The organism is Streptomyces tendae, assembly GCF_008632955.1.
In the GTDB taxonomy this organism is placed as follows: Bacteria; Actinomycetota; Actinomycetes; order Streptomycetales; family Streptomycetaceae; genus Streptomyces.
On the sequence record NZ_CP043959.1, the window covers coordinates 5,626,980 to 5,652,128 of the forward strand.

26 protein-coding genes and 1 pseudogene are annotated in these 25,149 nt (G+C 71.9%); 9 read left to right on the top strand and 18 right to left on the bottom strand.

The features are described 5' to 3' along the window. Positions 1-254 precede the first annotated feature (254 nt). Positions 255-1,997 carry a CDP-alcohol phosphatidyltransferase gene (locus F3L20_RS25885; protein ID WP_150156393.1) on the top strand — a complete coding sequence of 581 codons (1,743 nt, stop codon included), beginning with the start codon at positions 255-257 and terminating at the stop codon, positions 1,995-1,997. A gap of 55 nt (positions 1,998-2,052) precedes the next feature. Here F3L20_RS25885 and dusB read toward each other — a convergent pair whose 3' ends face one another. Next, a complete protein-coding gene (gene dusB / locus F3L20_RS25890) occupies positions 2,053-3,207 on the bottom strand; it encodes a tRNA dihydrouridine synthase DusB (protein WP_145825612.1) in 1,155 nt (384 codons plus the stop codon). 97 nt (positions 3,208-3,304) lie between these two features. On the opposite strand from dusB, the gene F3L20_RS25895 reads away from it, so the two are divergent. Further along, the gene (locus F3L20_RS25895; RefSeq protein WP_150156394.1) at positions 3,305-4,753 is read left to right on the top strand and encodes an MFS transporter; all 1,449 of its coding nucleotides are present in this window, start codon (positions 3,305-3,307) and stop codon (positions 4,751-4,753) included. A gap of 397 nt (positions 4,754-5,150) precedes the next feature. Continuing rightward, positions 5,151-5,357, top strand: a complete 207-nt coding sequence (locus tag F3L20_RS25905; RefSeq protein ID WP_145825614.1) for a hypothetical protein — start codon at positions 5,151-5,153, stop codon at positions 5,355-5,357. Positions 5,358-5,366: 9 nt separating this feature from the next. Here the strand turns inward: F3L20_RS25905 and F3L20_RS25910 are convergent, their stop codons facing one another. The 3 genes from F3L20_RS25910 to F3L20_RS25920 all read right to left on the bottom strand — a co-directional run bounded on the left by F3L20_RS25910 (position 5,367) and on the right by F3L20_RS25920 (position 8,531). Continuing rightward, the gene (locus F3L20_RS25910; protein WP_150156395.1) at positions 5,367-5,954 is read right to left on the bottom strand and encodes a TetR family transcriptional regulator; all 588 of its coding nucleotides are present in this window, start codon (positions 5,952-5,954) and stop codon (positions 5,367-5,369) included. A 25-nt stretch (positions 5,955-5,979) separates the two neighbouring features. Then, positions 5,980-6,984 carry an aldo/keto reductase gene (locus F3L20_RS25915; protein WP_206338941.1) on the bottom strand — a complete coding sequence of 335 codons (1,005 nt, stop codon included), beginning with the start codon at positions 6,982-6,984 and terminating at the stop codon, positions 5,980-5,982. Between the two features lie 164 nt (positions 6,985-7,148). Continuing rightward, positions 7,149-8,531, bottom strand: a complete 1,383-nt coding sequence (locus F3L20_RS25920) for a glycine--tRNA ligase (RefSeq protein ID WP_145825617.1) — start codon at positions 8,529-8,531, stop codon at positions 7,149-7,151. A gap of 162 nt (positions 8,532-8,693) precedes the next feature. On the opposite strand from F3L20_RS25920, the gene F3L20_RS25925 reads away from it, so the two are divergent. From F3L20_RS25925 to F3L20_RS25940, 4 genes are all read left to right on the top strand, one after another. After that, a complete protein-coding gene (locus F3L20_RS25925; protein ID WP_150156397.1) occupies positions 8,694-9,692 on the top strand; it encodes a metal ABC transporter substrate-binding protein in 999 nt (332 codons plus the stop codon). A gap of 26 nt (positions 9,693-9,718) precedes the next feature. Continuing rightward, positions 9,719-10,489, top strand: coding sequence for a metal ABC transporter ATP-binding protein (locus tag F3L20_RS25930; protein WP_145825619.1), 771 nt, complete (start codon positions 9,719-9,721; stop codon positions 10,487-10,489). Further along, positions 10,489-11,391 (top strand): metal ABC transporter permease, encoded by a 903-nt coding sequence (locus F3L20_RS25935; RefSeq protein ID WP_145825620.1) that lies wholly within the window; start codon positions 10,489-10,491, stop codon positions 11,389-11,391. The genes F3L20_RS25930 and F3L20_RS25935 overlap by 1 nt, the downstream gene beginning before the upstream one ends. Before the next feature lie 61 nt (positions 11,392-11,452). After that, the gene (locus F3L20_RS25940; RefSeq protein ID WP_145825621.1) at positions 11,453-11,866 is read left to right on the top strand and encodes a Fur family transcriptional regulator; all 414 of its coding nucleotides are present in this window, start codon (positions 11,453-11,455) and stop codon (positions 11,864-11,866) included. A gap of 125 nt (positions 11,867-11,991) precedes the next feature. Here F3L20_RS25940 and F3L20_RS25945 read toward each other — a convergent pair whose 3' ends face one another. From F3L20_RS25945 to F3L20_RS25985, 10 genes and pseudogenes are all read right to left on the bottom strand, one after another. Beyond that, the gene (locus F3L20_RS25945) at positions 11,992-12,825 is read right to left on the bottom strand and encodes an isoprenyl transferase (protein WP_150156398.1); all 834 of its coding nucleotides are present in this window, start codon (positions 12,823-12,825) and stop codon (positions 11,992-11,994) included. A gap of 36 nt (positions 12,826-12,861) precedes the next feature. Then, positions 12,862-13,611 (bottom strand): DNA repair protein RecO, encoded by a 750-nt coding sequence (gene recO, locus F3L20_RS25950; protein WP_145825623.1) that lies wholly within the window; start codon positions 13,609-13,611, stop codon positions 12,862-12,864. Between the two features lie 207 nt (positions 13,612-13,818). Next, the gene (locus F3L20_RS34155; protein ID WP_167534610.1) at positions 13,819-13,992 is read right to left on the bottom strand and encodes a hypothetical protein; all 174 of its coding nucleotides are present in this window, start codon (positions 13,990-13,992) and stop codon (positions 13,819-13,821) included. Next, positions 13,989-14,567 carry a hypothetical protein gene (locus tag F3L20_RS25955; RefSeq protein ID WP_150156399.1) on the bottom strand — a complete coding sequence of 193 codons (579 nt, stop codon included), beginning with the start codon at positions 14,565-14,567 and terminating at the stop codon, positions 13,989-13,991. The genes F3L20_RS34155 and F3L20_RS25955 overlap by 4 nt, the downstream gene beginning before the upstream one ends. A 181-nt stretch (positions 14,568-14,748) precedes the next feature. Next, the gene (locus tag F3L20_RS35740; RefSeq protein ID WP_382685977.1) at positions 14,749-15,132 is read right to left on the bottom strand and encodes a transposase; all 384 of its coding nucleotides are present in this window, start codon (positions 15,130-15,132) and stop codon (positions 14,749-14,751) included. Further along, a complete protein-coding gene (locus tag F3L20_RS34950) occupies positions 15,129-15,533 on the bottom strand; it encodes an IS5 family transposase (protein WP_150156400.1) in 405 nt (134 codons plus the stop codon). Before F3L20_RS34950 ends, F3L20_RS35740 begins: the two co-directional genes overlap by 4 nt. Before the next feature lie 223 nt (positions 15,534-15,756). After that, entirely contained in the window at positions 15,757-15,918 is a 162-nt protein-coding gene (locus tag F3L20_RS25970; RefSeq protein ID WP_240810758.1) for a hypothetical protein, read from the bottom strand. Between the two features lie 252 nt (positions 15,919-16,170). Continuing rightward, a complete protein-coding gene (locus tag F3L20_RS25975) occupies positions 16,171-16,395 on the bottom strand; it encodes a hypothetical protein (RefSeq protein ID WP_150156402.1) in 225 nt (74 codons plus the stop codon). Between the two features lie 177 nt (positions 16,396-16,572). Then, positions 16,573-17,121: pseudogene (locus F3L20_RS25980) on the bottom strand (hypothetical protein); the annotation flags it as partial. Positions 17,122-17,159: 38 nt separating this feature from the next. Further along, complete coding sequence (locus F3L20_RS25985; protein WP_150156403.1) at positions 17,160-17,375, bottom strand: hypothetical protein; 216 nt, start codon at positions 17,373-17,375, stop codon at positions 17,160-17,162. A 329-nt stretch (positions 17,376-17,704) separates the two neighbouring features. Here F3L20_RS25985 and F3L20_RS25990 point away from each other — a divergent pair, with 329 nt between their 5' ends. Both F3L20_RS25990 and F3L20_RS25995 read left to right on the top strand, forming a co-directional pair. Further along, a complete protein-coding gene (locus F3L20_RS25990) occupies positions 17,705-19,204 on the top strand; it encodes an alpha/beta hydrolase (protein WP_150156404.1) in 1,500 nt (499 codons plus the stop codon). 132 nt (positions 19,205-19,336) lie between these two features. Next, complete coding sequence (locus F3L20_RS25995; RefSeq protein WP_150156405.1) at positions 19,337-19,573, top strand: hypothetical protein; 237 nt, start codon at positions 19,337-19,339, stop codon at positions 19,571-19,573. 13 nt (positions 19,574-19,586) lie between these two features. Here F3L20_RS25995 and F3L20_RS26000 read toward each other — a convergent pair whose 3' ends face one another. The 4 genes from F3L20_RS26000 to F3L20_RS26015 all read right to left on the bottom strand — a co-directional run bounded on the left by F3L20_RS26000 (position 19,587) and on the right by F3L20_RS26015 (position 25,096). Further along, positions 19,587-20,249: a response regulator gene (locus tag F3L20_RS26000; protein WP_150156406.1), complete on the bottom strand. Its 663-nt coding sequence runs from the start codon at positions 20,247-20,249 to the stop codon at positions 19,587-19,589. Beyond that, complete coding sequence (locus tag F3L20_RS26005; RefSeq protein WP_240810965.1) at positions 20,246-21,436, bottom strand: sensor histidine kinase; 1,191 nt, start codon at positions 21,434-21,436, stop codon at positions 20,246-20,248. Before F3L20_RS26005 ends, F3L20_RS26000 begins: the two co-directional genes overlap by 4 nt. 224 nt (positions 21,437-21,660) lie before the next feature. Next, positions 21,661-23,739 carry an MMPL family transporter gene (locus F3L20_RS26010; RefSeq protein ID WP_150156408.1) on the bottom strand — a complete coding sequence of 693 codons (2,079 nt, stop codon included), beginning with the start codon at positions 23,737-23,739 and terminating at the stop codon, positions 21,661-21,663. Between the two features lie 163 nt (positions 23,740-23,902). Then, a complete protein-coding gene (locus tag F3L20_RS26015; RefSeq protein WP_150156409.1) occupies positions 23,903-25,096 on the bottom strand; it encodes a hypothetical protein in 1,194 nt (397 codons plus the stop codon). Positions 25,097-25,149 lie beyond the last annotated feature (53 nt).

Genomic DNA, 25,149 nt, shown 5'->3' on the forward strand with positions numbered 1-25,149 from the left:
TCGCCAGGTGGCACTGAGTGTCAATCTTTGAGAAGTGCAGCCTCCCACAATCCGCTCATCTGAGCGCAACACCTATCAGGGGTGGCGAGAATCACGCTGCCACATGGCGCCGGGTTTCACCATGCGGACGAACCGAAGGACCGCCGGGATGAACACAACGGCCCGCCCGCCCGTACGGAACAGCGGCGGATCCGGGCCCCCACGCCGGATCCGCCACCCGCTTCACCGGCCTCGGTACGGAAGGAACCTCCGGGTTGCCTGTCTTCACTCGCGCCCTCGCGCGCCTGCGCGCCCTCCGTGTTCCCACGCGGCTGGGGACCACACGTCTCCTGACGCGCTGGCGCCACGCACGGGACGCCCACCCCGCCGCCGCCCGGGCCCTGCGCCGCACGGTGCACGTGCTCGCCGCCCTGCTGGTGTGCGCCGCCCTGCTGATGCCGAACACCATGCCGGGCCTGCGCCCCGACCGCTTCACCCGCATCCCCGCCGAGGCGATCGTGGGGGCGGTGCTGCTGCTCGTCCTGCCGCGCCGGCCGCGCGTCGCCGTCGCCGCGCTGTACGGGACGGGCCTCGGCCTGCTCACCGTGCTGAACCTGCTGGACATCGGGTTCAGCGAGTACCTGGGCCGCGGCTTCAACCTGGTCCTCGACTGGGGCCTGCTGGACGACGCCCTGTCCTACGTGCGGGACTCCATGGGCGGCTTCGTGGCCACCGCCGCGGCCGTCGGCGCGGTCCTGCTCGCCGTGCTCGTCGTGGTCCTCATGGCGCTGGCCACGGTGCGGCTCGGAAACCTGCTGGCCCGGCATCGTGCCCGCGCCAGTACGGGCGCCATGGTGGCGGGCACCGTGTGGATCACCTGCGCCTCGCTGGGCCTGCAGATCTCGGGCCTGCCGGTCGCCTCGGACCGCGCCGCGGACACCCTGCGCGGGCAGACCCACCGGGTGGTGGACACCCTGCGCGACGAGGCGGCCTTCGCGAAGGAGGCGCGGACCGACACCTTCGGCGCCACTCCTCCCCGGCTGCTCCTGCCGGACCTGCGCGGCAAGGACGTGGTGATCGCGTTCATCGAGAGCTACGGCCGCGTGGCGGTCGACGACCCGCTGATCGCCCCCGGGGTCACCAGTACCCTCGACACCCGCACCGCCGCGCTCGCCCGGGCCGGGTACCAGGCGCGCAGCGGGTGGCTGACCTCGTCGACGTACGGGGGGAGCAGCTGGCTCGGGCACTCCACCACCCTGTCGGGGCTGTGGATCGACAACCAGCAGCGCTACCGCACCGCCACCAGCAGCGACCACCTCACGCTGACCAAGGCCTTTCAGAAGTCAGGCGGGTGGGACACCGTCGGCATCATGCCCGGCGTGCAGAAGACCTGGCCGGAGGCCGAGTGGTACGGCCTCGACAAGGTCTACGACGCCTTCGGGATGGGCTACCGGGGGCCGAAGTTCAGCTGGTCCACCATGCCCGACCAGTACGCCCTGGAGGCGTTCGAGCGCCTGGAGCACGGCAGGAAGCGCGACCGGCCGCTGATGTCGGAGGTCATCCTCACCTCCAGCCACCAGCCCTGGGCACCGGTCCCGGAGATGGTCGACTGGGAGGAGCTGGGCGACGGTTCGCTCTACGGCGCCGTCCAGGAGGCGGGCCGTGACGCCTCCGAGGTGATGGCCGACTCCACCGAGTCCCGCAAGGAGTACGGCCGGTCCATCTCGTACTCGGTGACCGCCCTCACCGAGTGGCTGGAGCGCTACGGCACTGACGACACGGTGCTGGTCTTCCTCGGCGACCACCAGCCCATCGCCCGGGTCACCGGGCACACGAAGAACCGGGACGTGCCGGTGACGGTCGTCGCCAAGGACCCGGAGGTGCTGCGGAAGATCGACGGCTGGAACTGGACGCCGGGACTGCGGCCCGCCGACGACGCGCCGGTGTGGAAGATGGACGCCTTCCGCGACCGCTTCCTGAAGGCCTACGGATCGGTGCCCCGGCCCACCGAGGACTGACCGCGGCCGGCCGGACTCAGGTGGGTCCGGCCGGCCGGACTCGGGCCGGCCCGGGTCAGCCGCCGGAGGTGTCCAGTTCCGCGTCCTCGCCGACGCCCGCGCAGTCGTAGGGGTCCTTCAGCCAGCCGTCCGGCAGCACCACGCGGTTGTTGCCGGACGTACGGCCGCGGGGGCCGTCGGCGCCGGCCGGCCAGGACTGGTCCAGGTCCAGCTCGTCGAGGCCCTCCCGCAGCTCCTGGAGCGAGGAGGTGATCGCGAGCCGCTTGCGCATCTCGGAGCCGACCGCGAAGCCCTTCAGGTACCACGCGACGTGCTTGCGGAAGTCGATGACGCCGCGCGACTCGTCGCCGATCCACTCGCCGAGCAGCGTGGCGTGCCGGACCATGACGTCGGCCACCTCGCGCAGGGTGGGCCGGACGTAGGCGTCGGCGCGGCCCTCGAAGGCGGCGACCAGGTCCGCGAACAGCCACGGGCGGCCGAGGCAGCCGCGGCCCACGACCACGCCGTCGCAGCCCGTCTCGCGCACCATCCGCAGGGCGTCGTCGGCGGACCAGATGTCGCCGTTGCCGAGCACCGGGATCTCCGGGACGTGCTCCTTCAGCCGGGCGATCGCCTCCCAGTCGGCGGTGCCGCCGTAGTGCTGGGCGGCGGTGCGGCCGTGCAGCGCGACGGCGGTGACGCCCTCCTCGACGGCGATCCGGCCGGCGTCCAGGTAGGTGAGGTGGTCGTCGTCGATGCCCTTGCGCATCTTCATCGTCACGGGCAGGTCGCCGGCGCCGGAGACCGCCTCGCGCAGGATGGCACGGAGCAGGTTCCGCTTGAAGGGCAGGGCAGAGCCGCCGCCCTTGCGGGTCACCTTCGGCACCGGGCAGCCGAAGTTCAGGTCGATGTGGTCGGCGAGGTCCTCCTCCGCGATCATGCGGACGGCCTTGCCGACGGTGACCGGGTCGACGCCGTACAGCTGGATGGAGCGCGGCTGCTCGCTCGCGTCGAACCGGATCAGCTGCATGGTCTTCTCGTTGCGCTCGACCAGCGCCCGGGTGGTGATCATCTCGCTGACGTACAGGCCCTTGCCACCGCTGAACTCCCGGCACAGGGTGCGGAAGGGCGCGTTGGTGATCCCGGCCATGGGGGCGAGCACGACGGGCGGTTGCACCGCGTGCGGGCCGATGGACAGGGTCGTGTTCACGGTCGGCGAGGCTGTGGGCATTCCCCCATTGTCCCGCATGCCGCGGGGCGCTCCGCACAATGCTTGTGTAACGGTCATTAGTTAGCCGCACTATCGACATACGCGTACGATGGCCCGCATGCCCGAGCTCAGCCACGGCCGTCGCATGCTGGTGCTCGCGATCTGCTGCATGAGTCTGCTGATCGTGAGCCTGGACAACACGGTCCTCAATGTCGCCCTGCCCGCCCTCCAGCGGGAGCTGGACGCGAGTACCTCGGGACTGCAGTGGACCATCGACGCGTACACGCTCGTCCTGGCCTCGCTGCTGATGCTGGCCGGATCGACGGCCGACCGGATCGGCCGGAAACGGGTCTTCATGGCCGGCCTGGTGGTCTTCACCCTGGGCTCGCTGCTGTGCTCGCTCGCCCCGGACCTGAACTGGCTCGTGGTGTTCCGCATGGTGCAGGCGGTGGGCGGTTCGATGCTCAACCCGGTCGCCATGTCGATCATCACCAACACCTTCACCGATCCGCGCGAACGCGCCCGCGCGATCGGTGTCTGGGGCGCCGTCGTCGGTCTCTCGATGGCGGCGGGCCCGCTGGTCGGCGGGGTGCTGGTGGACTCGGTCGGCTGGCGCTCCATCTTCTGGGTCAACCTGCCGGTGGGGCTCGCCGCCCTGCTCCTGACCTGGCATTTCGTCCCGGAGTCCCGCGCCCCGCGGGCCCGCCGCCCCGACCCGGTCGGACAGGTGCTGGTCATCGCCCTGTTCGGCTCCCTCACGTACGCGATCATCGAGGCGCCGCACGGGTCCTGGCAGTCCACCGCGCCCTTCGCGGCGCTCGCGGTGATCGCCCTCCTGGCCCTCCTGCGCTACGAACCGCGCCGCCCGGAGCCGCTGATCGACCTGCGCTTCTTCCGCTCCGCGCCGTTCAGCGGGGCCACGGTGATCGCGGTGAGCGCCTTCGCGGCACTCGGCGGCTTCCTGTTCCTGTCCACGCTGTACCTGCAGAACGTGCGGGGGCTCAGCGCGCTGGAGGCGGGGCTGTGGATGCTGCCGATGGCCGTCCCGACGTTCCTCTGCGCCCCGCTGTCCGGGCGGCTCGTCGGCAGCCGGGGCCCACGGCTGCCGCTGCTGATCGCGGGCGGCGCGATGACGGTGAGCGGGCTGCTGTTCGCCCTCTTCGAGGCCGAGACGTCGAACGTCACGCTCTTCGCCGGATACGTCCTGTTCGGCGTCGGCTTCGGCTTCGTGAACGCACCGATCACCAACACGGCGGTCTCCGGGATGCCCACCACGCAGGCCGGGGTGGCCTCCGCGGTCGCCTCCACCAGCCGCCAGCTGGGCCAGACCCTGGGCGTGGCGGTGCTGGGCGCGGTCCTCGCGGCGGGCGTGGGCTCGTCCTCGTACGCCGACACGTTCGTGACGGCGTCCCGCCCGGGCTGGTGGATCCTGGCGGCGTGCGGAGCGGCGGTTCTGGCGCTGGGCGTCGTGACGACGGGCCCGTGGGCCCGGGCGACGGCGGAGCGGGTGGCGGGCCGCCTGAAGAGGGAGGAACAGGGGCCTCTGCGCACGGCGGTGGACGCCTGAGGGTGCCCCCGGGCGGCCGCCGCATCTGCTGCGCCCTGCCGCCGCGCCGGGTGCGGGCAGTACGTGGCTCGTCGCGCGGTTCCCCGCGCCCCTGACGGGCCGCCCCGCCGCCATGACAGGTGCGGGTGGTGCGTGGCTCGTCGCGCAGTTGCCCGCGCCCCTGACGGGCCGCCCCGCCGCCATGACAGGTGCGGGTGGTGCGTGGCTCGTCGCGCAGTTCCCCGCGCCCCTGAAGGGGCGCCTGTGCCCCATCGCCCCGCGGGGTCGGTACGCGACACCTCCCGCGCACGATCTGCGGAGCCCCACCTGTTGATGTTGGTTTTGCTGCACACTCCTTGTCGTCCCCGAACGGGGGCACGAGCACGGCGACACCGAATGGCCGACCGCCGGAGACACCATGCCCCAGATCGACTCGAGCAAGGTAAGCCGCTGGGATCTGCACGGCCGTGAGCACATCGTGCGCGTCCAGCGCACCGGGGTGCAGCGGACGATCAGATGCGACACGTGCGGCTGGCGCAGAGGCGCCCAGTTCCTGCCGTGGCTCAAGGCGCAGGAGCACCTGGAGCAGGCGCACCAGGCGACGGTGGACCCCACCGCCGCCTGACCCGCGTGCTCAGGCCCGCAGCCCCCGCACCAGCAGGTCCACGGCCGCCTCGAAGTCGGTGTCCGCCTCCGGGGTGCTCCACTCCGCCACGTAGCCCGGGTCGTGGAAGCGGCCGGTCGCCTGGAACACGGCACGGGCGCCGGTGGCGGGGTCGACGCCGTGGAAGACGCCGGCGGCCACCCCGTCGGCGACGATCCGCGTCAGCTGCCCGGTCAGCTCGGTGATGTGCTCGCCGACCGCCTGGACCTGCTCGCCGGCCAGCACGCTGTAGGTGGCGAACAGTTCCGGATCGTCGCCCGCCTTGCGCCGCTTGGCGGCGAAGAGGGCGGCGAGCCAGTCCCGCAGCCGGGACTCCGGATCACGGGACGCGTCGTCGGCTATCCCGCCCAACGCCTCGGACGTACGGTCCAGCCAGCGTTTGGTGACCGCCTCGCGCAGCGCCGCCTTGGTGCGGAAGTGCCGGTAGACACTGCCGTGGCTGACGCCGAGGGCGCGGGCCACGTCCACCACGGTGGCCTTCGCCGGGCCGTGCCGCCGCAGCACCTCCTCGGTCGCCTCCAGGATGCGCTCGGCGGTCAGGGTCTCGGTCGCTGCCATGTCTAGACCGTACCCGGCACGGGTGTCACTCCTTGGTGCCGAGGTGTGCCATCTGCGGCTCCGGGTAGCGGGCGCCCGCCGCCGCGCCGGGCGGCACCGCCCGCTCGACCGCCGTGAGGTCGGCCTCGTCGAGCGTGACGTCCAGCGCGCCCAGCGCCTCCGTCAGCCGCTCCCGGGTGCGGGCGCCGACCAGCGGCACGATGTCCTCGCCGCGTGACAGCACCCAGGCGATGGCGATCTGCGCGACGGTGACGCCCTTGCGGGCGGCGACCTCGCGCAGCGCGTCGACGAGGCTCAGGTTGTGCCGGAGGTTGTCGCCCTGGAAGCGGGGCGAGTGGGCCCGGAAGTCGCCCGGGGAGAGCTGCCGGTCGGCGGTGAAGTGGCCGGAGATCAGTCCGCGCGAGAGCACCCCGTACGCCGTGACGGAGATGCCCAGCTCACGGGTGGTGGGCAGGATCTGGTCCTCGACGGCGCGGGAGATCAGCGAGTACTCGATCTGCAGGTCCGTGATCGGCGCGGTGGCGGCGGCCCGGCGGACGGTGTCGGCGCCGACCTCGCTGAGGCCGATGTGCCGGACGTGGCCCCGCTCGACGAGTTCCGCGACGGCGCCGACGGTCTCCTCGATCGGCACGTCGGGGTCGGCGCGGGAGATGCGGTAGACGTCGATATGGTCGACGCCCAGGCGCTGCAGGGAGTACGCGGCGAAGTTGCGCACCGCGGCCGGGCGGCCGTCGATCGGGCCCCAGCCGCCGTCCGGGTCGCGCATCGAGCCGAACTTGACGCTGGTCAGGGCCTGTTCGCGCAGGTCGGCGGGGGCGGTGCGCAGCGCCTCGCCGATCAGCAGTTCGTTGTGCCCCATGCCGTAGAAGTCGCCGGTGTCGAGCAGGGTGACGCCGGCGTCCAGGGCGGCGTGGATCGTGGCGATCGCCTCGCTCCGGTCCGCGTCGCCGTACAGCGCGGACATGCCCATGCAGCCGAGGCCCAGGGCGGAGACGCGGGGGCCGGTGGTTCCGAGAGGTCGGGTGTGCATCGTCATGCCCCCACTGTGGCATGACGAATGACAGATTTCAATATCTGTCATTCGTCAGTTGCCGCCCGGCCGGGAGATCGAACCGCCCCGCGGCGCCTCCGGAAACGCGGAACGCCGGGCCCCGGTGTTCCGGGACCCGGCGTTCGCGCCGGTGAGGCGGAGGATCAGGCGCCGACGAGGCGCGCCGCCAGGTAGCCCTCGATCTGGTCGAGGGAGACCCGCTCCTGCTTCATGGTGTCGCGCTCGCGCACGGTCACCGCGTTGTCGTCCAGGGTGTCGAAGTCGACGGTCACGCAGAACGGCGTGCCGATCTCGTCCTGGCGGCGGTAGCGGCGGCCGATGGCGCCGGCGTCGTCGAACTCGATGTTCCAGTTCTGCCGCAGCGCCTGGGCGAGCCCCTTGGCCTTCGGGGACAGCTCCGGGTTGCGGGACAGCGGCAGCACCGCGACCTTCACCGGGGCGAGGCGGTGGTCGAGTCGCAGCACCGTGCGCTTCTCCATCTTGCCCTTGGCGTTGGGCGCCTCGTCCTCGACGTAGGCGTCGAGGAGGAACGCCAGCATCGCCCGGCCGACACCGGCCGCCGGCTCGATGACGAACGGCGTCCAGCGCTCGCCGGCCTCCTGGTCGAAGTAGGAGAGGTCCTGGCCGGAGGCCTTGGCGTGGGCGGAGAGGTCGTAGTCGGTGCGGTTGGCGACACCCTCCAGCTCGCCCCACTCGCTGCCGCCGAACTGGAAGCGGTACTCGATGTCAGCGGTGCGCTTGGAGTAGTGGCTGAGCTTCTCCTTCGGGTGCTCGTACCACCGCATGTTCTCCTCGCGCAGGCCGAGACCGGTGTACCAGTTCCAGCGCTGCTCCATCCAGTACTCCTGCCACTGCTCGTCCTCGCCCGGCTTGACGAAGAACTCCATCTCCATCTGCTCGAACTCGCGGGTGCGGAAGATGAAGTTGCCGGGCGTGATCTCGTTGCGGAAGGACTTGCCCATCTGGGCAATGCCGAACGGCGGCTTGCGGCGCGAAGTGGTCTGCACCTGGGCGAAGTTGGTGAAGATGCCCTGGGCGGTCTCGGGGCGCAGGTAGGCGATGGAGCCGGAGTCCTGCGTCGGACCGAGGTGGGTGGAGAGCAGGCCCGAGAACTGCTTGGGCTCGGTGAAGGTGCCCTTGTTGCCGCAGTTGGGGCAGTTGAGGTCGGCGAGGCCGTTCTCCGGGGCGTGCCCCTTCTTCTCCTCGTACGCCTCCTCCAGGTGGTCCGCGCGGAACCGCTTGTGGCAGGAGGTGCACTCGGTCAGCGGGTCCGTGAAGGTGGCGACGTGACCGGAGGCGACCCACACGTCCGGGGCCAGGATCACGGACGAGTCGATACCGACCACGTCCTCGCGCGAGGTGACCATGTAGCGCCACCACTGGCGCTTCAGGTTCTCCTTGAGCTCGACACCCAGCGGTCCGTAGTCCCAGGCGGCCTTCGTGCCGCCATAGATCTCACTACTGGGAAATACGAAGCCACGGCGCTTGCTCAGGCTGACGATGGTGTCGATCTTGTCGGCGGCCACGGTGCTCTCTTCATTACGACGACGGGCGACGAAGCGAGATTGCTTCCAGCGAATGCCTCAGGTTACCGGCGGGGACGGCCCCTCGACCAAATCGGTCCCCCCATGCGGACCCCGACGAGGTATTGTTGACAACGGTTTCCATCTTCGTTGAAAATGACTGTCATGAACGTACGACGACGTCCCATATCCGCGGTCGCACTCGCCGCTGTCACCGCCCTCGGGCTCTCCACCCTGACCGCCTGCTCCTCCGACAGCGCCGCCGCGGGCACCACGGACAAGTTCGACGTCGTCGCGTCGTTCTACCCGATGGCCTTCCTCGCCGAGCGGATCGGCGGCGAGCACGTCCACGTCACCAGTCTCACCGAGCCCGGCCAGGAACCGCACGACCTGGAGATCAGCGCCCATCAGATGGGAGAGCTCGAGAAGTCCGACGCGGCCCTCTACCTCAAGGGCCTCCAGCCCGCCGTCGACAAGGCCGTCGGCCTGGCCGAGGTCTCCACGAAGATCGACGCGGCCGAGCTGACCACGCTGGAGACGCACGGCACCGAGGTCGGCGGCCACGAGGACGAGCACGGCGACGAGCACGCCCACGAGGACGAGCACGCGCACGAGGACGAACACGACCACGACCACGAGGGCGGCGCCGACCCTCACATCTGGCTCGACCCGGTCAAGTACGCCGAGGTCGCCGAAGGGGTCGGCAAGGCCTTCCAGAAGGCCGACCCGGACCACGCCGCGGACTACCGCAAGAACACCGAAACCCTGGTCGGCGACCTGAAGGCGCTCGACAAGAAGTTCCGCACCGGCCTCGCCGACCGCAGGACCGACGTCTTCCTCACCACCCACGCCGCCTTCGGCTACCTCGCCGAGCGCTACGGTCTGACCGAGGAGGCCATCAGCGGCCTGGACCCCGAGTCCGAGCCCAGCGGGGCGCGCATGAAGGAGCTTCAGGAGATCGCGAAGGCCGACGGGGTCACCACCGTCTTCTACGAGACACTGGTCAGCGACCGGACCGCGAAGACGCTCGCCGCCGACGCGGGCCTGAAGACCGACGTCCTCGACCCCGTCGAGGGCATCACGGACCACTCCCGCGGCGAGGACTACCTCCAGGTGATGGAAGCCAACCTCACGGCCCTGCGCACCGCCCTGGGCGCCCGGTGAACGACGACGACCTACCGGAGGACGGCATGACATCCGAGCCCGTGATCACCCTGCGGGGGGTGCGCGCCGAACTGGGCTCGCGCCCCGTCCTGCGCGGCATCGACCTCACCGTGCGCCGCGGCGAGGTCGTCGCCCTGCTCGGCGCCAACGGCTCGGGCAAGTCCACCGCCGTACGCTCCGTGATCGGCCAGGTGCCGGTCACCGCCGGGGAGATCGAGCTGTTCGGCGCCCCGCAGCGCCGGTTCCGCGACTGGGCGCGGGTGGGTTACGTCCCGCAGCGCACCACGGCCGCCGGCGGGGTGCCCGCCACGGTCACCGAGATCGTCTCCGCGGGCCGGCTCGCCCGTTCCCGCTTCGGCCTCTTCCGCAAGGCGGACCGTGCGGCCGTCCGGCGGGCCCTGGAGCTGGTCGGCATGGCGGACCGCGCCGACGACTCGGTCGACGCCCTCTCCGGCGGCCAGCACCAGCGGGTCCTGATCGCCCGCGCGCTGTCCGCCGAGCCGGACCTGCTGATCATGGACGAGCCGATGGCGGGCGTGGACCTGGCGAGCCAGGAGGTCCTCGCCGACACGCTGCGGACGCAGGTGGAGCGGGGCACCACGGTCCTCCTCGTGCTCCACGAACTGGGCCCGCTGGAGCCCCTGATCGACCGCGCGGTCGTGCTCCGCGACGGCTGCGTGCTGCACGACGGCCCGCCCCCGAAGGCGGTCGGCCAGCACGCCCTGCCCGGCCACGACCACGTACACCCGCACGCACCGGCGGACGCCGGACCGATCCGCACGGGACTGCTGAGCTGATGGAATTCCTCGACTACGCCTTCATGCAGCGGGCGCTGCTCGCCGCCGTCCTGGTCGGTGTCACCGCCCCCGCCATCGGCGTCTACCTCGTCCAGCGCCGCCAGGCGCTCATGGGCGACGGCATCGGCCACGTCGCGATGACCGGCGTGGGCCTCGGCTTCCTGCTGTCCTGGTCCCCGGTGTGGATGGCGGCCCTGATCTCCGTCCTCGGTGCCGTCCTCATGGAACTGGTCCGCTGGTACGCCAAGACCCGCGGCGACATCGCCCTCGCGATGCTCTTCTACGGCGGCATGGCCGGCGGCGTGATGTTCACCAGCCTCGCCCCCGGCGGCTCCACGTCCAACCTGTCCACGTACCTCTTCGGCTCCCTGACCACGGTCTCCTCGTCCGACGTGACCGCGATCTGCGTACTGGCCGCGCTGGTGGTGCTGGTCACCGTGGGGCTGCGGCGGCAGCTCTTCGCGGTCAGCCAGGACGAGGAGTTCGCGCGGGTGACGGGCCTGCCGGTGCGGTTCCTCAACCTGCTCACGGCGGTCACGGCCGCGGTCACGGTGTCCGTGGCGATGCGGGTGGTCGGGCTGCTGCTGGTGAGCGCGCTCATGGTGGTGCCGGTCGCCGCGGCCCAGCAGCTCACCCGCAGCTTCGCCGCCACGTTCGCCGTCGCCGTGGCGATCGGGGTGAGCGTGACCATCGGCGGCACCGTCACCTCGTACTACCAGGACGTGCCGCCCGGCGCGACGATCGTGCTGCTGACCATCGCCGCCTTCATCGCGCTGACCGCGCTGGCCGCGCCCCTCGCCCGCCGCCGCGCCCGGGCACTCGCCGCCGCCGGGCCCGCGGGCGACCCCGCGGAGTGCACGATTCCGGCCAGCCGTCCGGCCGACGGCAAGGTCGGCGCCTGACTCGCCCCGCCCCGGGCTGGCACAATGGCCCGGGCAAGGCCAGACGTGAGGAGGCAGACCGGTGACGACCGCAGGACCGCCCGTGAAGGGCCGCTCCACCCGGCAGCGTGCCGCCGTGGCGGCTTGCCTTCAGGAGGTCGACGAGTTCCGCAGCGCCCAGGAACTGCACGACATGCTCAAGCACAAGGGCGACTCGGTGGGGCTCACCACGGTCTACCGCACGCTGCAGTCCCTCGCCGACGCGGGCGAGGTCGACGTCCTGCGCACCGCCGACGGCGAGTCCGTCTACCGCCGCTGCTCCACCGGCGACCATCACCACCACCTGGTCTGCCGCAGCTGCGGCAAGGCCGTCGAGGTCGAGGGCCCGGCGGTGGAGAAGTGGGCGGAGGCCATCGCGGCCGAGCACGGCTTCGTCAACGTCGCCCACACGGTCGAGATCTTCGGCACCTGCGCGGACTGCGCGGACGTCTCCTGACGGCAGACGGCGGGGGCCGGGCGCCCGGGACGGCGCTCCCCGGCCCCCGCCCGTCACACGCGGGACGGGTGTCACGATCACGGCTCGTCACCGAAGGACCGGGGAGGGGCCTTGACTGAGGCCGGCTACTCCTGACGGCCCTCCATGGCCAGCAGTTCCTCGTTGGGGATGGCCCCGCCGAAGCGGCGGTCGCGGGAGGCGAACTCCAGGCACGCCCGCCACAGGTCGCGGCGGTCGAAGTCGGGCCACAGCACGTCCTGGAAGACCATCTCGGCGTAGGCGCTCTGCCACAGCAGGTAGTTGGACGTGCGCTGCTCACCGCTCGGCCGCAGGAACAGGTCCACGTCCGGCATGTCCGGGTAGTACATGTACCGCTGCAGGGTCTTCTCGTTGACCTTCGACGGGTCGAGCCTCCCGGCCCGCACGTCCTCGGCGAGCGCCTGCGCGGCGTCGGCGATCTCCGCCCGCCCGCCGTAGTTCATGCAGAAGTACAGCGTGAGCCGGTCGTTGTCCTTGGTCTGCTCCTGCGCGACCTGCAACTCCTTGGCCACGGACTTCCACAGCTTGGGCATGCGGCCCACCCAGCGGACCCGGATGCCCAGATTGTCGAGCTGGTCCCGGGTCTTGCGGATGAAGTCCCGGTTGAAGTTCATCAGGAAGCGCACCTCGTCCGGCGACCGCTTCCAGTTCTCGGTGGAGAAGGCGTACAGCGAGATGGCGCCCACCCCCATCTCGATCCCGCCCTGGAGCACGTCGAGCACCCGCTCCGCGCCGACCTTGTGGCCCTCGGTGCGCGGCAGCCCCCGCTCCTTCGCCCAGCGCCCGTTGCCGTCCATGACGATCGCCACATGGTTGGGGACCAGTTCCCCGGGAAGCTTCGGGGGCCGCGCGCCGGAGGGATGCGGTTCCGGGGTGCTGTACTCCCGGCGCTGCCGCCCCAGGAATCCGCGTACGGCCATGTGTCTCTCGTCTCCTCGTGCCGACGTGATCGGGTGTTACTGCTTCTCGACGTACCGGAGCGAGCGCAGTCCTCGCTCCAGATGCCAGTGGAGGTAGGCGGACACCAGCCCGCTCGCCTCCCGGACGTGGCGTGACTCGCTCGCGTCCGCGGTCTCCCAGTCTCCCGTGAGCAGTGCTCCGAGGAGTTCCAGGGCCTGCGGTGAGGGTACGACGCTGCCGGGGACGCGGCAGTCGGCGCATATGGTTCCGCCCGACGCCACCGAGAAGAAGCGGTTCGGTCCGGGCATCCCGCACTTCGCGCAGTCGGTGAAGCTGGGCGCGTACCCGTTGACCGCGAGGGAGCGCAGCAGGAACGCGTCGAGCACCAGGTGCGGCGCGTGCTCGCCGCGGGCGAGGGTACGCAGTCCGCCCACCAGCAGCAGGTACTGCTGCACGGCCGGCTCGCCCTCGTGGTCGGTGAACCGCTCGGCGGTCTCCAGCATGGCCGTTCCGGCGGTGTAGCGCGCGTAGTCGGTGACGATGCCGCCGCCGAACGGCGCGATCGTCTCGCTCTGCGTGCACAGCGGCAGGCCACGGCCGACGAGTTCGCTGCTCTTGGAGAAGAACTGCACGTCGACGTGCGAGAACGGCTCCAGGCGCGCGCCGAACTTGGACTTGGTGCGGCGCACGCCTCTCGCCACGGCGCGCACGCGCCCGTGACCGCGGGTGAGCAAGGTGATGATCCGGTCCGCCTCACCCAGCTTCTGGGTGCGCAGCACGATGCCGTCGTCGCGGAACAGACTCATGGCCCCATTCTCCCGTACGCGGACACCGCCCCGTCGCCGAAGTTACTGGCCGACATCGCGGCCATGCCGTGGTAGGTGCCGGCGAACAGCAGCAGGAACAACGGAACACTGGTGGCCAGGGCTTCTACGGCCCGCAGCCCCGGGAACGGTGACCGGAAGATCGAGCACCTGAAACGCGACCAACCCGGATGAACACCATCAGCCTGATCACCAGCATCGTGACGGCGAACCAGGCCGAGGAGTGGCCAGGGGCAGCAGGTAGTACAAGGTCAGCAGCGCGGTGGTGGATCCCACGATCCGCAGAACCACCCGCACGATCATGCGGCGCGGGAGTCCGGCCTCACGCCGGGTGTCCGGCCCGGGGCCGGCGCTGTCAGTCACTGGCCGCGGTGTGCGGGGGAAGGCTCACCGACAGCGGCACGCACCCAATCGTGAGCACTACCGGGGTCGAGAGCGGCGAGAAACTCTCTGAGCGTGCCATCCCAGCTTTCTTCCGCATGTTCGGCCGCCGCAGCGGCGACCATCTGCCGCGTGTCCGTGTCCTTGCAGCGAACCAGCGTGACGGCGGCATCGGGGCCGACTTCCGCGAGGATCCGGTGGGCTTGCTGCGCGCCGGATCCGACATGGCCTTTGCGCACTCCAGCGGCATGGGCCCCGACCCTTGCCCCTTTCAGCGTGGCGAACAGACCCATGAATCCGACCATCCATGCGAGGGAGACGCGGAACAGGGCGTTCACGAAGCCGTTGGCCGTCAGCACGCGGGACTGGGTCACCCTCAGCGACCCGTCGGCGTTTCCTCTGATCACCACAGCAGTCGTGCCGCCCCTGCGGGCCTTCCTGCGGAAGCCTCGCCCGAGCGACACCAGCATGCGTTCGGCGCGATGGCGGTTGTCGAAGCTGGCGATGACTACCGAAGCCTGCCCGGATTGCGCGACCGAAGTGGTCTCCGACGTCATGGGGAGCGTCCTTCGCAGCCGAGGGACCGAGATCAAGACCTGGCTGAGAGCTCAGCCACGCCTGCTCGATGGGCTTAATGTCCCATCTTAGCTACTCAGAAGCCCGTCGCTCTATCGATCATGATGAGCTCAGGTTCGAGTGCCACCAACCAGATGGTGGTCCAACTTCGACGGCAAGCGGTCAAGTTCGGTGACACCGGACAAACGTGGGTGGAGGAAATTTCTCCCCCGTCCGGCGGCAGAGTCTGTCCACAGGCAAACCGTCCGAGGCTGCTCTTGTGACGCCGTGATCGGCACGGCGGTGGCGTTGCTGGTCCCGCTTCTCCGGAATGGTGTGGCTGATGCCGCGCTTGCGGAGGTAGGCGCGGAAGCCGCGGGAGGCGTAGGCCTTGTCCGCGACCACGTGGTCCGGTCGGCAGCGCGGTCGGCCCCGACCGATGCGGGGCACTCGGATCCGCTCGAGAAGCGGGCGTGCGCAGACGCCGTCGTGACGCTGGCCGGCCGTGAGCATGACGGCCAGCGGCCGTCCCCGGCCGTCGCAGGCGAGGTGGATCTTGGTTGTCAGTCCGCCTCGGGATCCGCCGAGGGCGTGATCATCCGGTTCGTCCTGCCGGAGGCTCCCCCTTTTCGCCCCGTGGCCGCGGCGTGCTGATGGGCGCGGATGATGGTGGAGTCGATCTGGACCAGCCAGTCGATGTCTCCGGCCGCATCCGCCCGGGTCTGCATCTGCTGCAGGGCCCGGGTGAAAATGCCGGTGAGGGCGTAGCGGCGGAAGCGGGTGTAGACCGTCTTCCACGGTCCGTAGCGTTCGGGCAGGTCACGCCAGGAGATCCCGGTCCGGATCTTGTAGACCATGCCGTTGATCACCCGGCGGTCCTCCCCCAGCGGTCGTCCCGTTTTGGCCCGCGGTATGAGTGGAGCGAGTAACTCCCACTCCTGGTCGGTGAGTTCATGACGGCGTACCACTGGAAGTGGCTCGGGCCGCCGTGGCCGACGCGGCGACCCCCGACGCCCCGGGCCCGGTCACCACCGCCGTCCTCATCACAGAGACCGCAGACTAGCCAGATGTCGAACGGCCGCTCGACGCGCTGGGCCCGTTCCGCTCCCATTCCTCGCGCCTTGCCCTCGGCGCGGTCCATACCGCGGCCACCGCCCGGCCCGAGCTCACAGACACCCGCCTCGGCCTTGACTACTGTCGGCGTCTCAGCGCTCTCCGGATCAGCAGGAAGGCCCCAACGGCGATCAGTGCAATCCCCACGAGGATCACGATTGCCCCGATGACGACCAGGGACGTCCCCAGCAGGATCAAGAGTGTCCCGATGACGATTAGAAAGATCGCGAGGACGGTCACGGTCGCCTCCTGCCCCTCCCCGACTCCGGTTCCCCCTGTCCCGTATCGCAAACTTTCCGGATAAGTTCACCAGCCTAATGCGGCCCTGCCGCGCAGCCATGTGTTCTGTGTCCCCATGCAAGCGCGCGGACCGCTCCAGAGCATGAGTCTTCCGGTCGGACCTGCTGGAAGCGCGCCGGCCTGACGCAAAGGGTCACAGGGCAGCCCGTTGTATCGCCCAACGCAACGGCGATCCCGCGTCTGCGGAGGGAATTACCCCGCGGTGTGGGAGGGGCCGATTTCCAGGCGGGTGCCTGCACCAAGCGCGCGGCGAGCGGCCGGGGGACGCGCAGCGCGGGGTCCGAGCACGCCCTTGGCGCGTAGTTCGGCCAGGTCGGACAGGCGGACGCCGGGAAGATCCTCGAGCAGATCGGCCTGAGCGGCTCCGATGGACGCGGGGCTGGCAGGGCCGGAGCCCAGGATGCGGCGGGCGGTCACGTGATCATCGTACGGGCCGAGCCTGGCCCGCCACGCAGATCGTTGAGCCTGGCCGAGGAGTCAGGTCAGCGCCGTATCACCGCGTGCGGTGAGGACCTCGATGTAGGGCCGGTGCGGCAACAGGTGAGCGGGGTTCAACGCAGCACGAGAACGTTCCTTCAGCTGGGACGCACAGGTTCAGGAGGCGCGGCGGGTGGCGGCCGGGCCGATGGCGCCGGGCCCGTACTTGTCGCGGATGCGGTCCGTGGCGGCTTCGGTAATCAGGCGGGCTTCGCGGGCGGTGTCCAGGCTGATCTGCTGGGCGACCTGATCGGCGTCGACGAGGTCGTCGCCTTTCAGGGCGATGCCGGTGAGGCGGCCGCGTTGCAGGCCGGCGGCGTCCATCAGCTGGTAGGCGAGGGTGCGCAGGTCGTCGTCGTGAGCGGACGGCTCGGTCAGGCGGCGGGTTTTCTCCCAGGTGGTGCCGCCGGCGAAGCGCAGGGTGAGGGTCAGGGCGCGGGCGGCCTGGCCGCGGCGGCGCAGCCCTCGTCCCAGGTGCACGATCAGGTCGAGGAGGGTTGCGCGGACGGTGGCGCCGTCCAGGGTGTGGCGGTCGAAGGTGTGCCGGGCGGTCGCGGAGGAGGGCAGGGCTCGGGGCACGACGGGGCGTGGGTCGATGCCGCGGGCCCGGTCGGCGGCCGTCCGGCCGGCCTTGCCGCCGAGCAGGCGCTGAATGGTGGCGGGCGAAGAGGGCGGCGAGCCGCCGGGACCGCAGGGACACGCCGTCAGGTGAGTTCCCCGCGGCTGCGGGCGTTGACGTAGGCGGTGCTCGCGCGCAGGCGCTCGGCCGGGGTCGCGCACCGCACGGCGCCGGGGTCGGCGTCCCACTCCCGGCCGCCGCCGTACGGTCTCAGCTGCACGTAGGGACCCTCGTGCCCCATGACGATGCCGATCCGCCCGGTCCTGGCGTCCACGACGTGCGCACCCACGGGCGGCTTCACCGGGCCCGGCCTCCGTGCCGCGGGGACCCCCCGTGACGCAGGGACATTCCGGCTGTCGCGAGTGCCGCCCGCAATTCCGTCACCACACCTTCCGTTCCGTCGGCGCGGAGCGCCGCATGCCGTGCCGTCACCGTGCTTCCCCGGCCTTCCTTCTTTCACTCCTCGTATTTCGGCGGTGACGGTACGTACCTGTACTCCTGAGGCGCGTGTGTCCCACGACCGCGCGTCCGCGCAGGGGGTGCGACAGCGGCGCGTCTGGGGTAAACCCCCGTGGTTTTCCGGTTGTTGGCCGGATGGGATGGACACGGGCACTCCGCGAGGCTCGTCCCATGACGCAGCGCGAACGCACCAGCCGCATCCGCAACGCCGCCGTCGTCGGCGTGTCCGCCACCCTCCTCGGTGCCACCGCACCCATGACCGCCTCCGCGACGAGCGAGAACCCGCCCAGGGCTCTCACCTGGTCGGCCTGCGAGGGCACCGGCCTCGACCCCCGGCAGGAATGCGCCACCCTCGACGTGCCGATGGACCACGCCCGTCCCGGCGGTCCCCGCATCGAGGTGGCCGTCTCCCGCATCCCCGCCGAGAAGCCCGCCTCGCGGCGCGGCGTGCTCTTCCTCATCCCCGGCGGACCGGGCGGCTCCAGCCTCGGTGACCCCTCCGGCAAGGGGCAGAAGCTGCCCCAGGACGTCCGCGACCGGTACGACCTGATCGGCTTCGCGCCGCGCGGACTCGCCCCGTCCACCCCGGTCGACTGCGGGGTCGGCCACGCCGACCTCGCCACCGTCAGGCTGCGCCCCTGGCCCGCCCCCGACGGCTCGGTCGACGAGAACCTCGCCACCGCCGAGCGCCTCTCGACCGCCTGCGCGCGCAACGGCGGTGAGCTGATCCGCCACATCAGCACGCGCGACAACGCCCGCGACCTCGACCGCCTGCGCGCCGCGCTCGGCGAGCGGAAGATCTCCGCGTGGGGCGTCTCGTACGGGACGTACGTCGGAGCCGTCTACAGCCAGATGTTCCCGCACCGCACGGACCGCGTCGTGCTGGACAGCAACGACGACCCCGACCCCGCCCGGGTGGCCCGGGCCTGGCTCGCCGGCCACGAGCAGGGGGTCGAGGACACGTTCCCGCACTTCGCGGCGTGGGCGTCCGCGCCCGGCAACCCGGACCGGGTCGCGGCCACGGCCGCCGAGGTGCGTCCGCTGTTCCTGCGGCTCGCCGCCCGCCTCGACCGCGCACCGATCCCCTGGCCCGGCGCCAACCCCGAGGAGCTGAACGGCAACGTCCTGCGCCAGGCCATGCTGGACGGCCTCTACCGGCCCAGCCGTTACCCGGCTCTCGCCCAGCTGGTACGGGCCGCCCGGCAGGGCACCGTGCCGCCCGCGCCGGCCGCCCCGCCGGAGCCGGTCCTGCAGAACGTGACCGCCGTCGGCGCGGGGACGCTCTGCAACGACGTGGCCTGGCCCACCTCGCCCGCCCTGTACCGGAAGGACGTCGCCGAGAGCCGGGCGAAGTTCCCGCTCACGGCCGGCATGCCCCGCAACGCGATGCCGTGCGCGGCCTGGCCCCATCCGCCGCGCGAGGCACCGGTGCGGATCACCGGGCGGGGGCCGTCCAACGTCCTCCTCGTGCAGAACGAACGGGATGTCGCGACCCCGCTGAGCGGTGCGCTGAAGCTGCGGCAGGCGTTCGGCGGGCGGGCGGTCATGGTCACCGTGAACTCCACCGGACACGACGCCTACCTCGCCAACGGCAACGCGTGCGGTGACCGCACGGTCTCCCGCTTCCTCGCCACCGGCGTGCGGCCCGCCCGGGACGTGTACTGCCGCTGAGGGGAGTTCGGCAGCTAAGGCGATGAACTGCCGATGACGCCGTCGGCGTGACGTTTCGCCCCGTGCGCAACCGGGGCGCCCGCGGCCGGCCTCCTGTCCTGCAGTAGCGACACCTCTGGTGAGGAGACCGACATGACCGCGACCGCGTTCACACGCGAGGGCGACTTCCTGCTCCCTCCCCCGCGCCCGGCCGACCGCGACGGCGCCGGTATCGACCCCCGCGACCGCCGCCGCCTCGACCTGCACGCCGCGCTGACGGCGGCCGGCATCCCGCCGCGTCCCGAGGACCGCGAGGCCATCGAGCACCTGAGCGCCCTGTCGGCCGGCATCAACAGCACCATCCAGCGCTGGCTGCACCACACCCTGTGACCCGGCCCGCCGGTCACACCCCGCCCGCTGCGACCAGTCCCGACTCGTAAGCCACGATGACGAGTTGGGCCCGGTCGCGGGCGCCGAGCTTGCCCATCGTCCGGCTCACGTGAGTCTTGGCGGTGAGCGGGCTGAGCCCCAGCGCCTCGGCGATCTCCGTGTTGTTGAGGCCGCGCGCGACCAGCGCCAGGACCTCCCGCTCACGTTCGGACAGGCAGTCGGGCCCCGCGGTCACGGGCAGCGCGGGGCTGCTCAGGAACCGTGCGATCAGGCGGGCCGTGGGCCCGGGCGACAGGAGCGCGTCGCCGGCCGCCACCGTGCGGATGGCGGCGAGGAGTTCGGCGGGCCGGGTGTCCTTCACCAGGAAGCCGGAGGCCCCGGCCCGCAGCGCGTCCACGATGTTCTCGTCCGTGTCGTAGGTGGTGAGGACGAGCACCCTGACCCCGGCGAGGTCGTCGTCCTCGGCGATCAGGCGGGTCGCCTCGATGCCGTCGAGGTCCGGCATCCGGATGTCCATGACGACGAGGTCGGCCCGCTCGCTGCGGGCGAGTTCCACCGCCTGCCGGCCGGTGGCGGCCTGGCCGACGACCTCCATCCCGGGCGCCGACTCGACGAGCATCGCGAACGCCTCACGCACGAGGGTCTGGTCGTCGGCGAGCAGGACGCGGACGGTCATCCGGTGGCCCCTTCCCGGGTCGTGGTGGTCAGCGGCAGCGTCGCGGTCACCTGGAAGCCCCCGCCCGCCCGTGGTCCGGCCTCCAGCGTGCCGCCCACGCTGCGGGCCCGCTCCCGCATGCCGAGGAGCCCGAAGCCGGGGGTGCCGCCCGGGACGGGGCCCGTGCCGTCGTCGGTGACGGTCAGCCGCAGCACTCCGTCCCCGCCGCTCAGGTCGACGCGCACGGCGGGCTCCGGTCCGGCGTGGCGCACCGCGTTGGTCAGCGCCTCCTGCACCACGCGGTAGGCGGCGGCGCCGACCGCGGGCGGCACCGGCTCCGTGACCCGCACGTCGTGCTCCACCCGGGCGCCGGCCAGCCGCGCGCCCTCCACCAGGTCGGGCAGCCCGTCGAGCCCCGCGAGCGGCCCCCGGGCGTCATCGGGGCCGGTGTTGTCGCGCAACACCTCCAGGGTGGCGCGCAGTTCACCGCGTGCGGTGCGGCAGGTGCCGGCGATGTCGTCGAGGGCCTTGGCCACGGCCGTCCGGTCGAGACGCCCGGGGTCGGCGGTCAGGACGTGCGCGGCGACCGACGTCTGCACCCCGATGAGGGTGATGCTGTGGGCGAGCAGGTCGTGCAGGTCGCGTGCCACGCGCAGGCGTTCCTCGGCGACCCGGCGGCGTGCCTCCTCCTCGCGGGTGCGTTCCGCCCGCTCCGCGCGTTCGACGATCGCGGCGACGTAGCGCCGGTAGTGGCGGACGTCGAGGCCCAGGAAGAGGACGGCGACGACCCAGCCGGTGATGCGGACGAGTTCCGTGAACCCGTCTGGGTTGGTGAGGGCGTTCACGGTGAGGGTGGTGCCGATGACGACGGTGCCGATCAGCAGCGTCCGGCGCGGGGTGCCGGTCGCGGCGACCGTGTAGAGGGCCACCACGGTCGCGGCCACGGGCGCCCCGTGGTGGTTGTCCAAAGCGTGGTACGGCACGACCGGGGCCAGCGCCGCCAGGAGCGCCGGCAGCGGCCGTTTCCGCCGCCAGGCCAGCGGCACATGGGCGGCGAGCAGCAGGACCCAGCCGAGCGCGTCGGGCCGGCGGCCGTCGTCGGTCAGCAGCGCCAGCGTGACGCCCAGGGCGGCGGTGCACGCGGCGAGCACCGCGTCGTTGCGGAAGGCGTGCGGGCGGGTCAGGGGGTCACGGCTGAGCGCGGTGATGACGCCGTCCCTGGTACGGGAGTCCGCGGTGCGTGACGTCCGGGGCTCCGTGCGCCTCGGTTCCGTACGCCCGGGGTGCGGGGTGACGGAGTTCCGGTCACGGGAGTTCCCGGTCCGGGCTGGCTCGGCTGCCTGTGCTGTCGTCGGGTGCACGGGGTCCATCCTCGGGGAGGAGCGCGCCCCTCCGCGAGGGAGGGGCGCGCTGTCACGGTCGTACGGGCGGATCACACCGGCTCCGGCTGCCGCTCACCGCGTTCCGGCTCGGGCGTGCGGGACAGCGGGCCCGGCCACCACATCCGGCGTCCCAGCAGCACACTCGCCGTGGTGACCAGGTAGGTGCGGACCAGGAAGGTGTCGAGAAGGACGCCGACGGCGATGACGAAGCCGAGTTCGACCATCGCGACCAGGGGGAGGGTGGTGAGCACCGCGAACGTCGCGGCGAGCACGACGCCCGCGGAGGCGATGACCCCGCCCGTGGTGCGCAGCGCGGTGAGGGCGGCCGCCTCGGGTTCGGCACCGTTCAGGGACTCCTCCCGCATGCGGTGCATGAGGAAGATGCCGTAGTCGACGCCGAGGGCCACCAGGAACACGAAGGACAGCAGCCCGATCCCGGGGTCGGTGCCGGCGAAGCCCAGCAGCGGCCCGAACACCAGCCCGCCGATGCCGAGCGCCGCGCCCCAGACGGCGACCACCGCGCCGAGCAGCAGCAGCGGGGCGACGAGGCTGCGCAGCAGCAGGACGAGGATCAGGAACACGGCGCCGAGCACCAGCGGCACGATCACCGCGCGGTCCCGCGCCTCGCTGCGGGCGAGGTCGAGCTGCTCCGCGCTGGGCCCGCCGACATGGGCGCCGGTGCCGTCGAGCGTGTCGCGCAGGGCCCCGATGGTGCGGGTCTCCCCCGCCGACTCCGGCGGCGCGGTGGCGAACACGGTGATCTCGGCCCAGGTGCCGCCGGCCCGTCCCGCGGCGGCCTCGGCGACACCCTCCGTCTTCCGGACCCGCTCCACGACCTCGTCGGCGTCCCCGGCGGGCGCGATCACGGTGATCGGCTGGGCGCCGCGTTCCGGGTACTCCTCCGCCAGCGTGCGCATCGCGCTGACGGACTCGGGCCGGTCGGTGAAGCCGTCCTCCTGACGGAGGTCGCCGCCCAGGTTGAGCGTGCCCAGGGCGAGCGCGCCGAGGAGCACCGCGCCACCGGTCAGCACGGCCGCGGGCCGGCGGGTGGCGGACGTGCCCATGGCGGCGAACAGCGACCGCCGTGCTTTCGGCGCGCTGCCGTAGGCCGGGATCAGCGGCCAGAACACGCGCCGCCCGAGCAGCACCAGGACGGCGGGCAGCAGCGTCGTCATCGCGACCAGCGCGGCGAGCACCCCGACCATGCCGACGGGACCCATGCCGCTGCTGCTGTTGAGGTCGGCGGCGAGCAGGCACAGCAGTCCGGCGGCGACCGTGCCCGAGGAGGCGAGCACGGCGGGACCGCAGCCGCGCAGGGCGGCCCGCATGGCGTCGTACGGCCGCTCGTGGCGGCGGAGTTCCTCGCGGTAACGGGAGACCAGCAGCAGCGCGTAGTCGGTCCCGGCGCCGAGCACGAGGACGGTCATGATGCCGCCGCTCTGTCCGGTGATCGTGATGCCGAACAGCTCGTGCGTGCCGTACGCGGCGGCCATCGCCAGGACGGTCGCGGCGCCCGCCACGGCGAGCGGCACCAGCCACAGGAACGGGCTGCGGTAGATCAGCACCAGCAGCACGGTGACCACGCCGAGCGTGGCTGTCAGCAGCGTGCCGTCGATGGTGTCGAACACCTCGTCCATGTCGGAGCCGACCGCCCCGGACCCGCCGACCTCGGCGCTCAGTCCGCCCGTCCCCCCGACGGCCTCCCGCACCCCGTCGACGAAGGCGAGCTGCGCCTCCTCGTCCTGCCCGGGCCGCGTGCTGGAGACCGGGTACATCAGCGTGCTGCCGTCCGCGGAGGGAACGCCCCGCGGCACCTCCGACAGCTCGTACGCCCGTTCCACCTCGGCGATCTGCCCGGCGGCCGTCCTCCGGTCGGCGGCGGTCAGCCCGCCGTCGCGGTGGTAGACCACCACGAGATCGGTGGACTCGCCGCCGGGCAGCTCGTCCTGGACGCGCGCCACCTGCGTCGAATCGGCGCTGTCGGGCAGGTAGTCGACCGCCCGGTTCTGCTGCACGTCGGCGAACTTGCCGGCGAGCGGCCAGAGCAGCACCAGCGCCGCCACCCACAGCCCCGCCACCGCCCAGGGCACGGCCCGCCGCCCCCGTGTGCCCGTCCTGACTGGCCCCATGGCCTCGGCTCCCCTCCGGTCCGGTCGTCTGGATACGCTGTCCAGCCTTCCGGCGGCGAGGAGCCGGGACGTCCGGCGTGAGACCGAGACGGCGGGTACTGCGGCGGGCGGCCGGAGCGCGGCCGTTACTCCCCCGGGAGTACCGGGGGGGTACTGCGGGAGGTCAGCCCCGGTCGACCATCCAGGTGCCGTCCTCCTCGTCGTCGACCCGCACCTCCAGCTCGCGCAGGCTCATGCCGGCCTCCCAGAGTTCCCGGAAACGCTTCATCCGGTCGTGCACATGGTCCTGACGGGCGATCAGCCGGGTCCGGATGTTGACGTCGCGCAGGTCCTGGTCGATCTCGAAGGACACCGCCTCGTCGTAGACGATGAAGTCGTTGGTGGTGCCGCGCAGCAGATGCGGCGGCAGCTCCGGCAGGACGGCCACGCGCACCTCGATGTGCAGCACCTCCTGCTCCTCGCACAGCCGCAGCAGCCGGTCGTCCAGCTCCCGCGCGCTCTCCAGCAGGAACAGCCGCCGCACCGGCACACCGTGCTCGATGGCCTCCTTCTGGGCGTGCAGATAGCGGCTGGCGGGCTCGCTGTTCCAGAACTGCCGGTCGACGGAGGTGCTGGTGGCGCTGATCGACTTCTCCGCGGCCCGGGTGAGGGTGAGCATCCAGTCGTGGTTCTCGCCCGGGCACTCCGCGGTGAGGGTGGTGAGGTCGGTCATGTGCCCGATCACCCGCTGCATCTCCAGCCGGACGAAGGTGGAGAGGATCGGCAGGCCGGGGGCGAGGACCTCCGCGAAGTTGGTGGCGAGGTCGGACACGGAGTCGATGCGCACCACGGCCGGTGACGGCGGTTCGGGCTCGGCCGGCCGGGCCGGCGGCACCAGGCGTGTCTCGACGAGCTGTTTCATGTCCTCGGTGTGCCGGTTCAGGCCGTGCCGCAGTTCGTCGTAGCGCCGTAAGCCGCCGCGTACGGAGTCGGCGGTCTCGGCCAGCAGGCTCTCCGCCCGCCGGGCCCGCTCCTCGGCCGCCCGGTCCGGGACCAGGACGAGGTGCTGGACGACGACGGCGGCCACGGCGCACAGCGCGGCGGCGCCGAGCTGCCGGGCGGCACCGTCCTCCGGGCCGAGCAGCGCGGCGACGCCCCAGGCGAGCAGTCCGACCACCAGGCCGACCAGCAGCCGGCGCGGCCAGGGAGTGGGCTCGGGGTGCCGGTCCGGTCCGTCGGCCCCGGTGCCGTCCGGGGTGCGGGGCGGTGTGTCGCGGCCGGGCGGTGCCGGTGCGCGGCCGTCGGGGTGTTCGGGTGTGCCCACCGTGCCCGGCGGGCCGGTCGCGTTGTCGGGCTGGGGTGACTGTGCCGTGCTCATCTCGCTTCTCCCCCCGTTGGGAAACACGTCGGTTCGGGATGCGTACTTGTGCG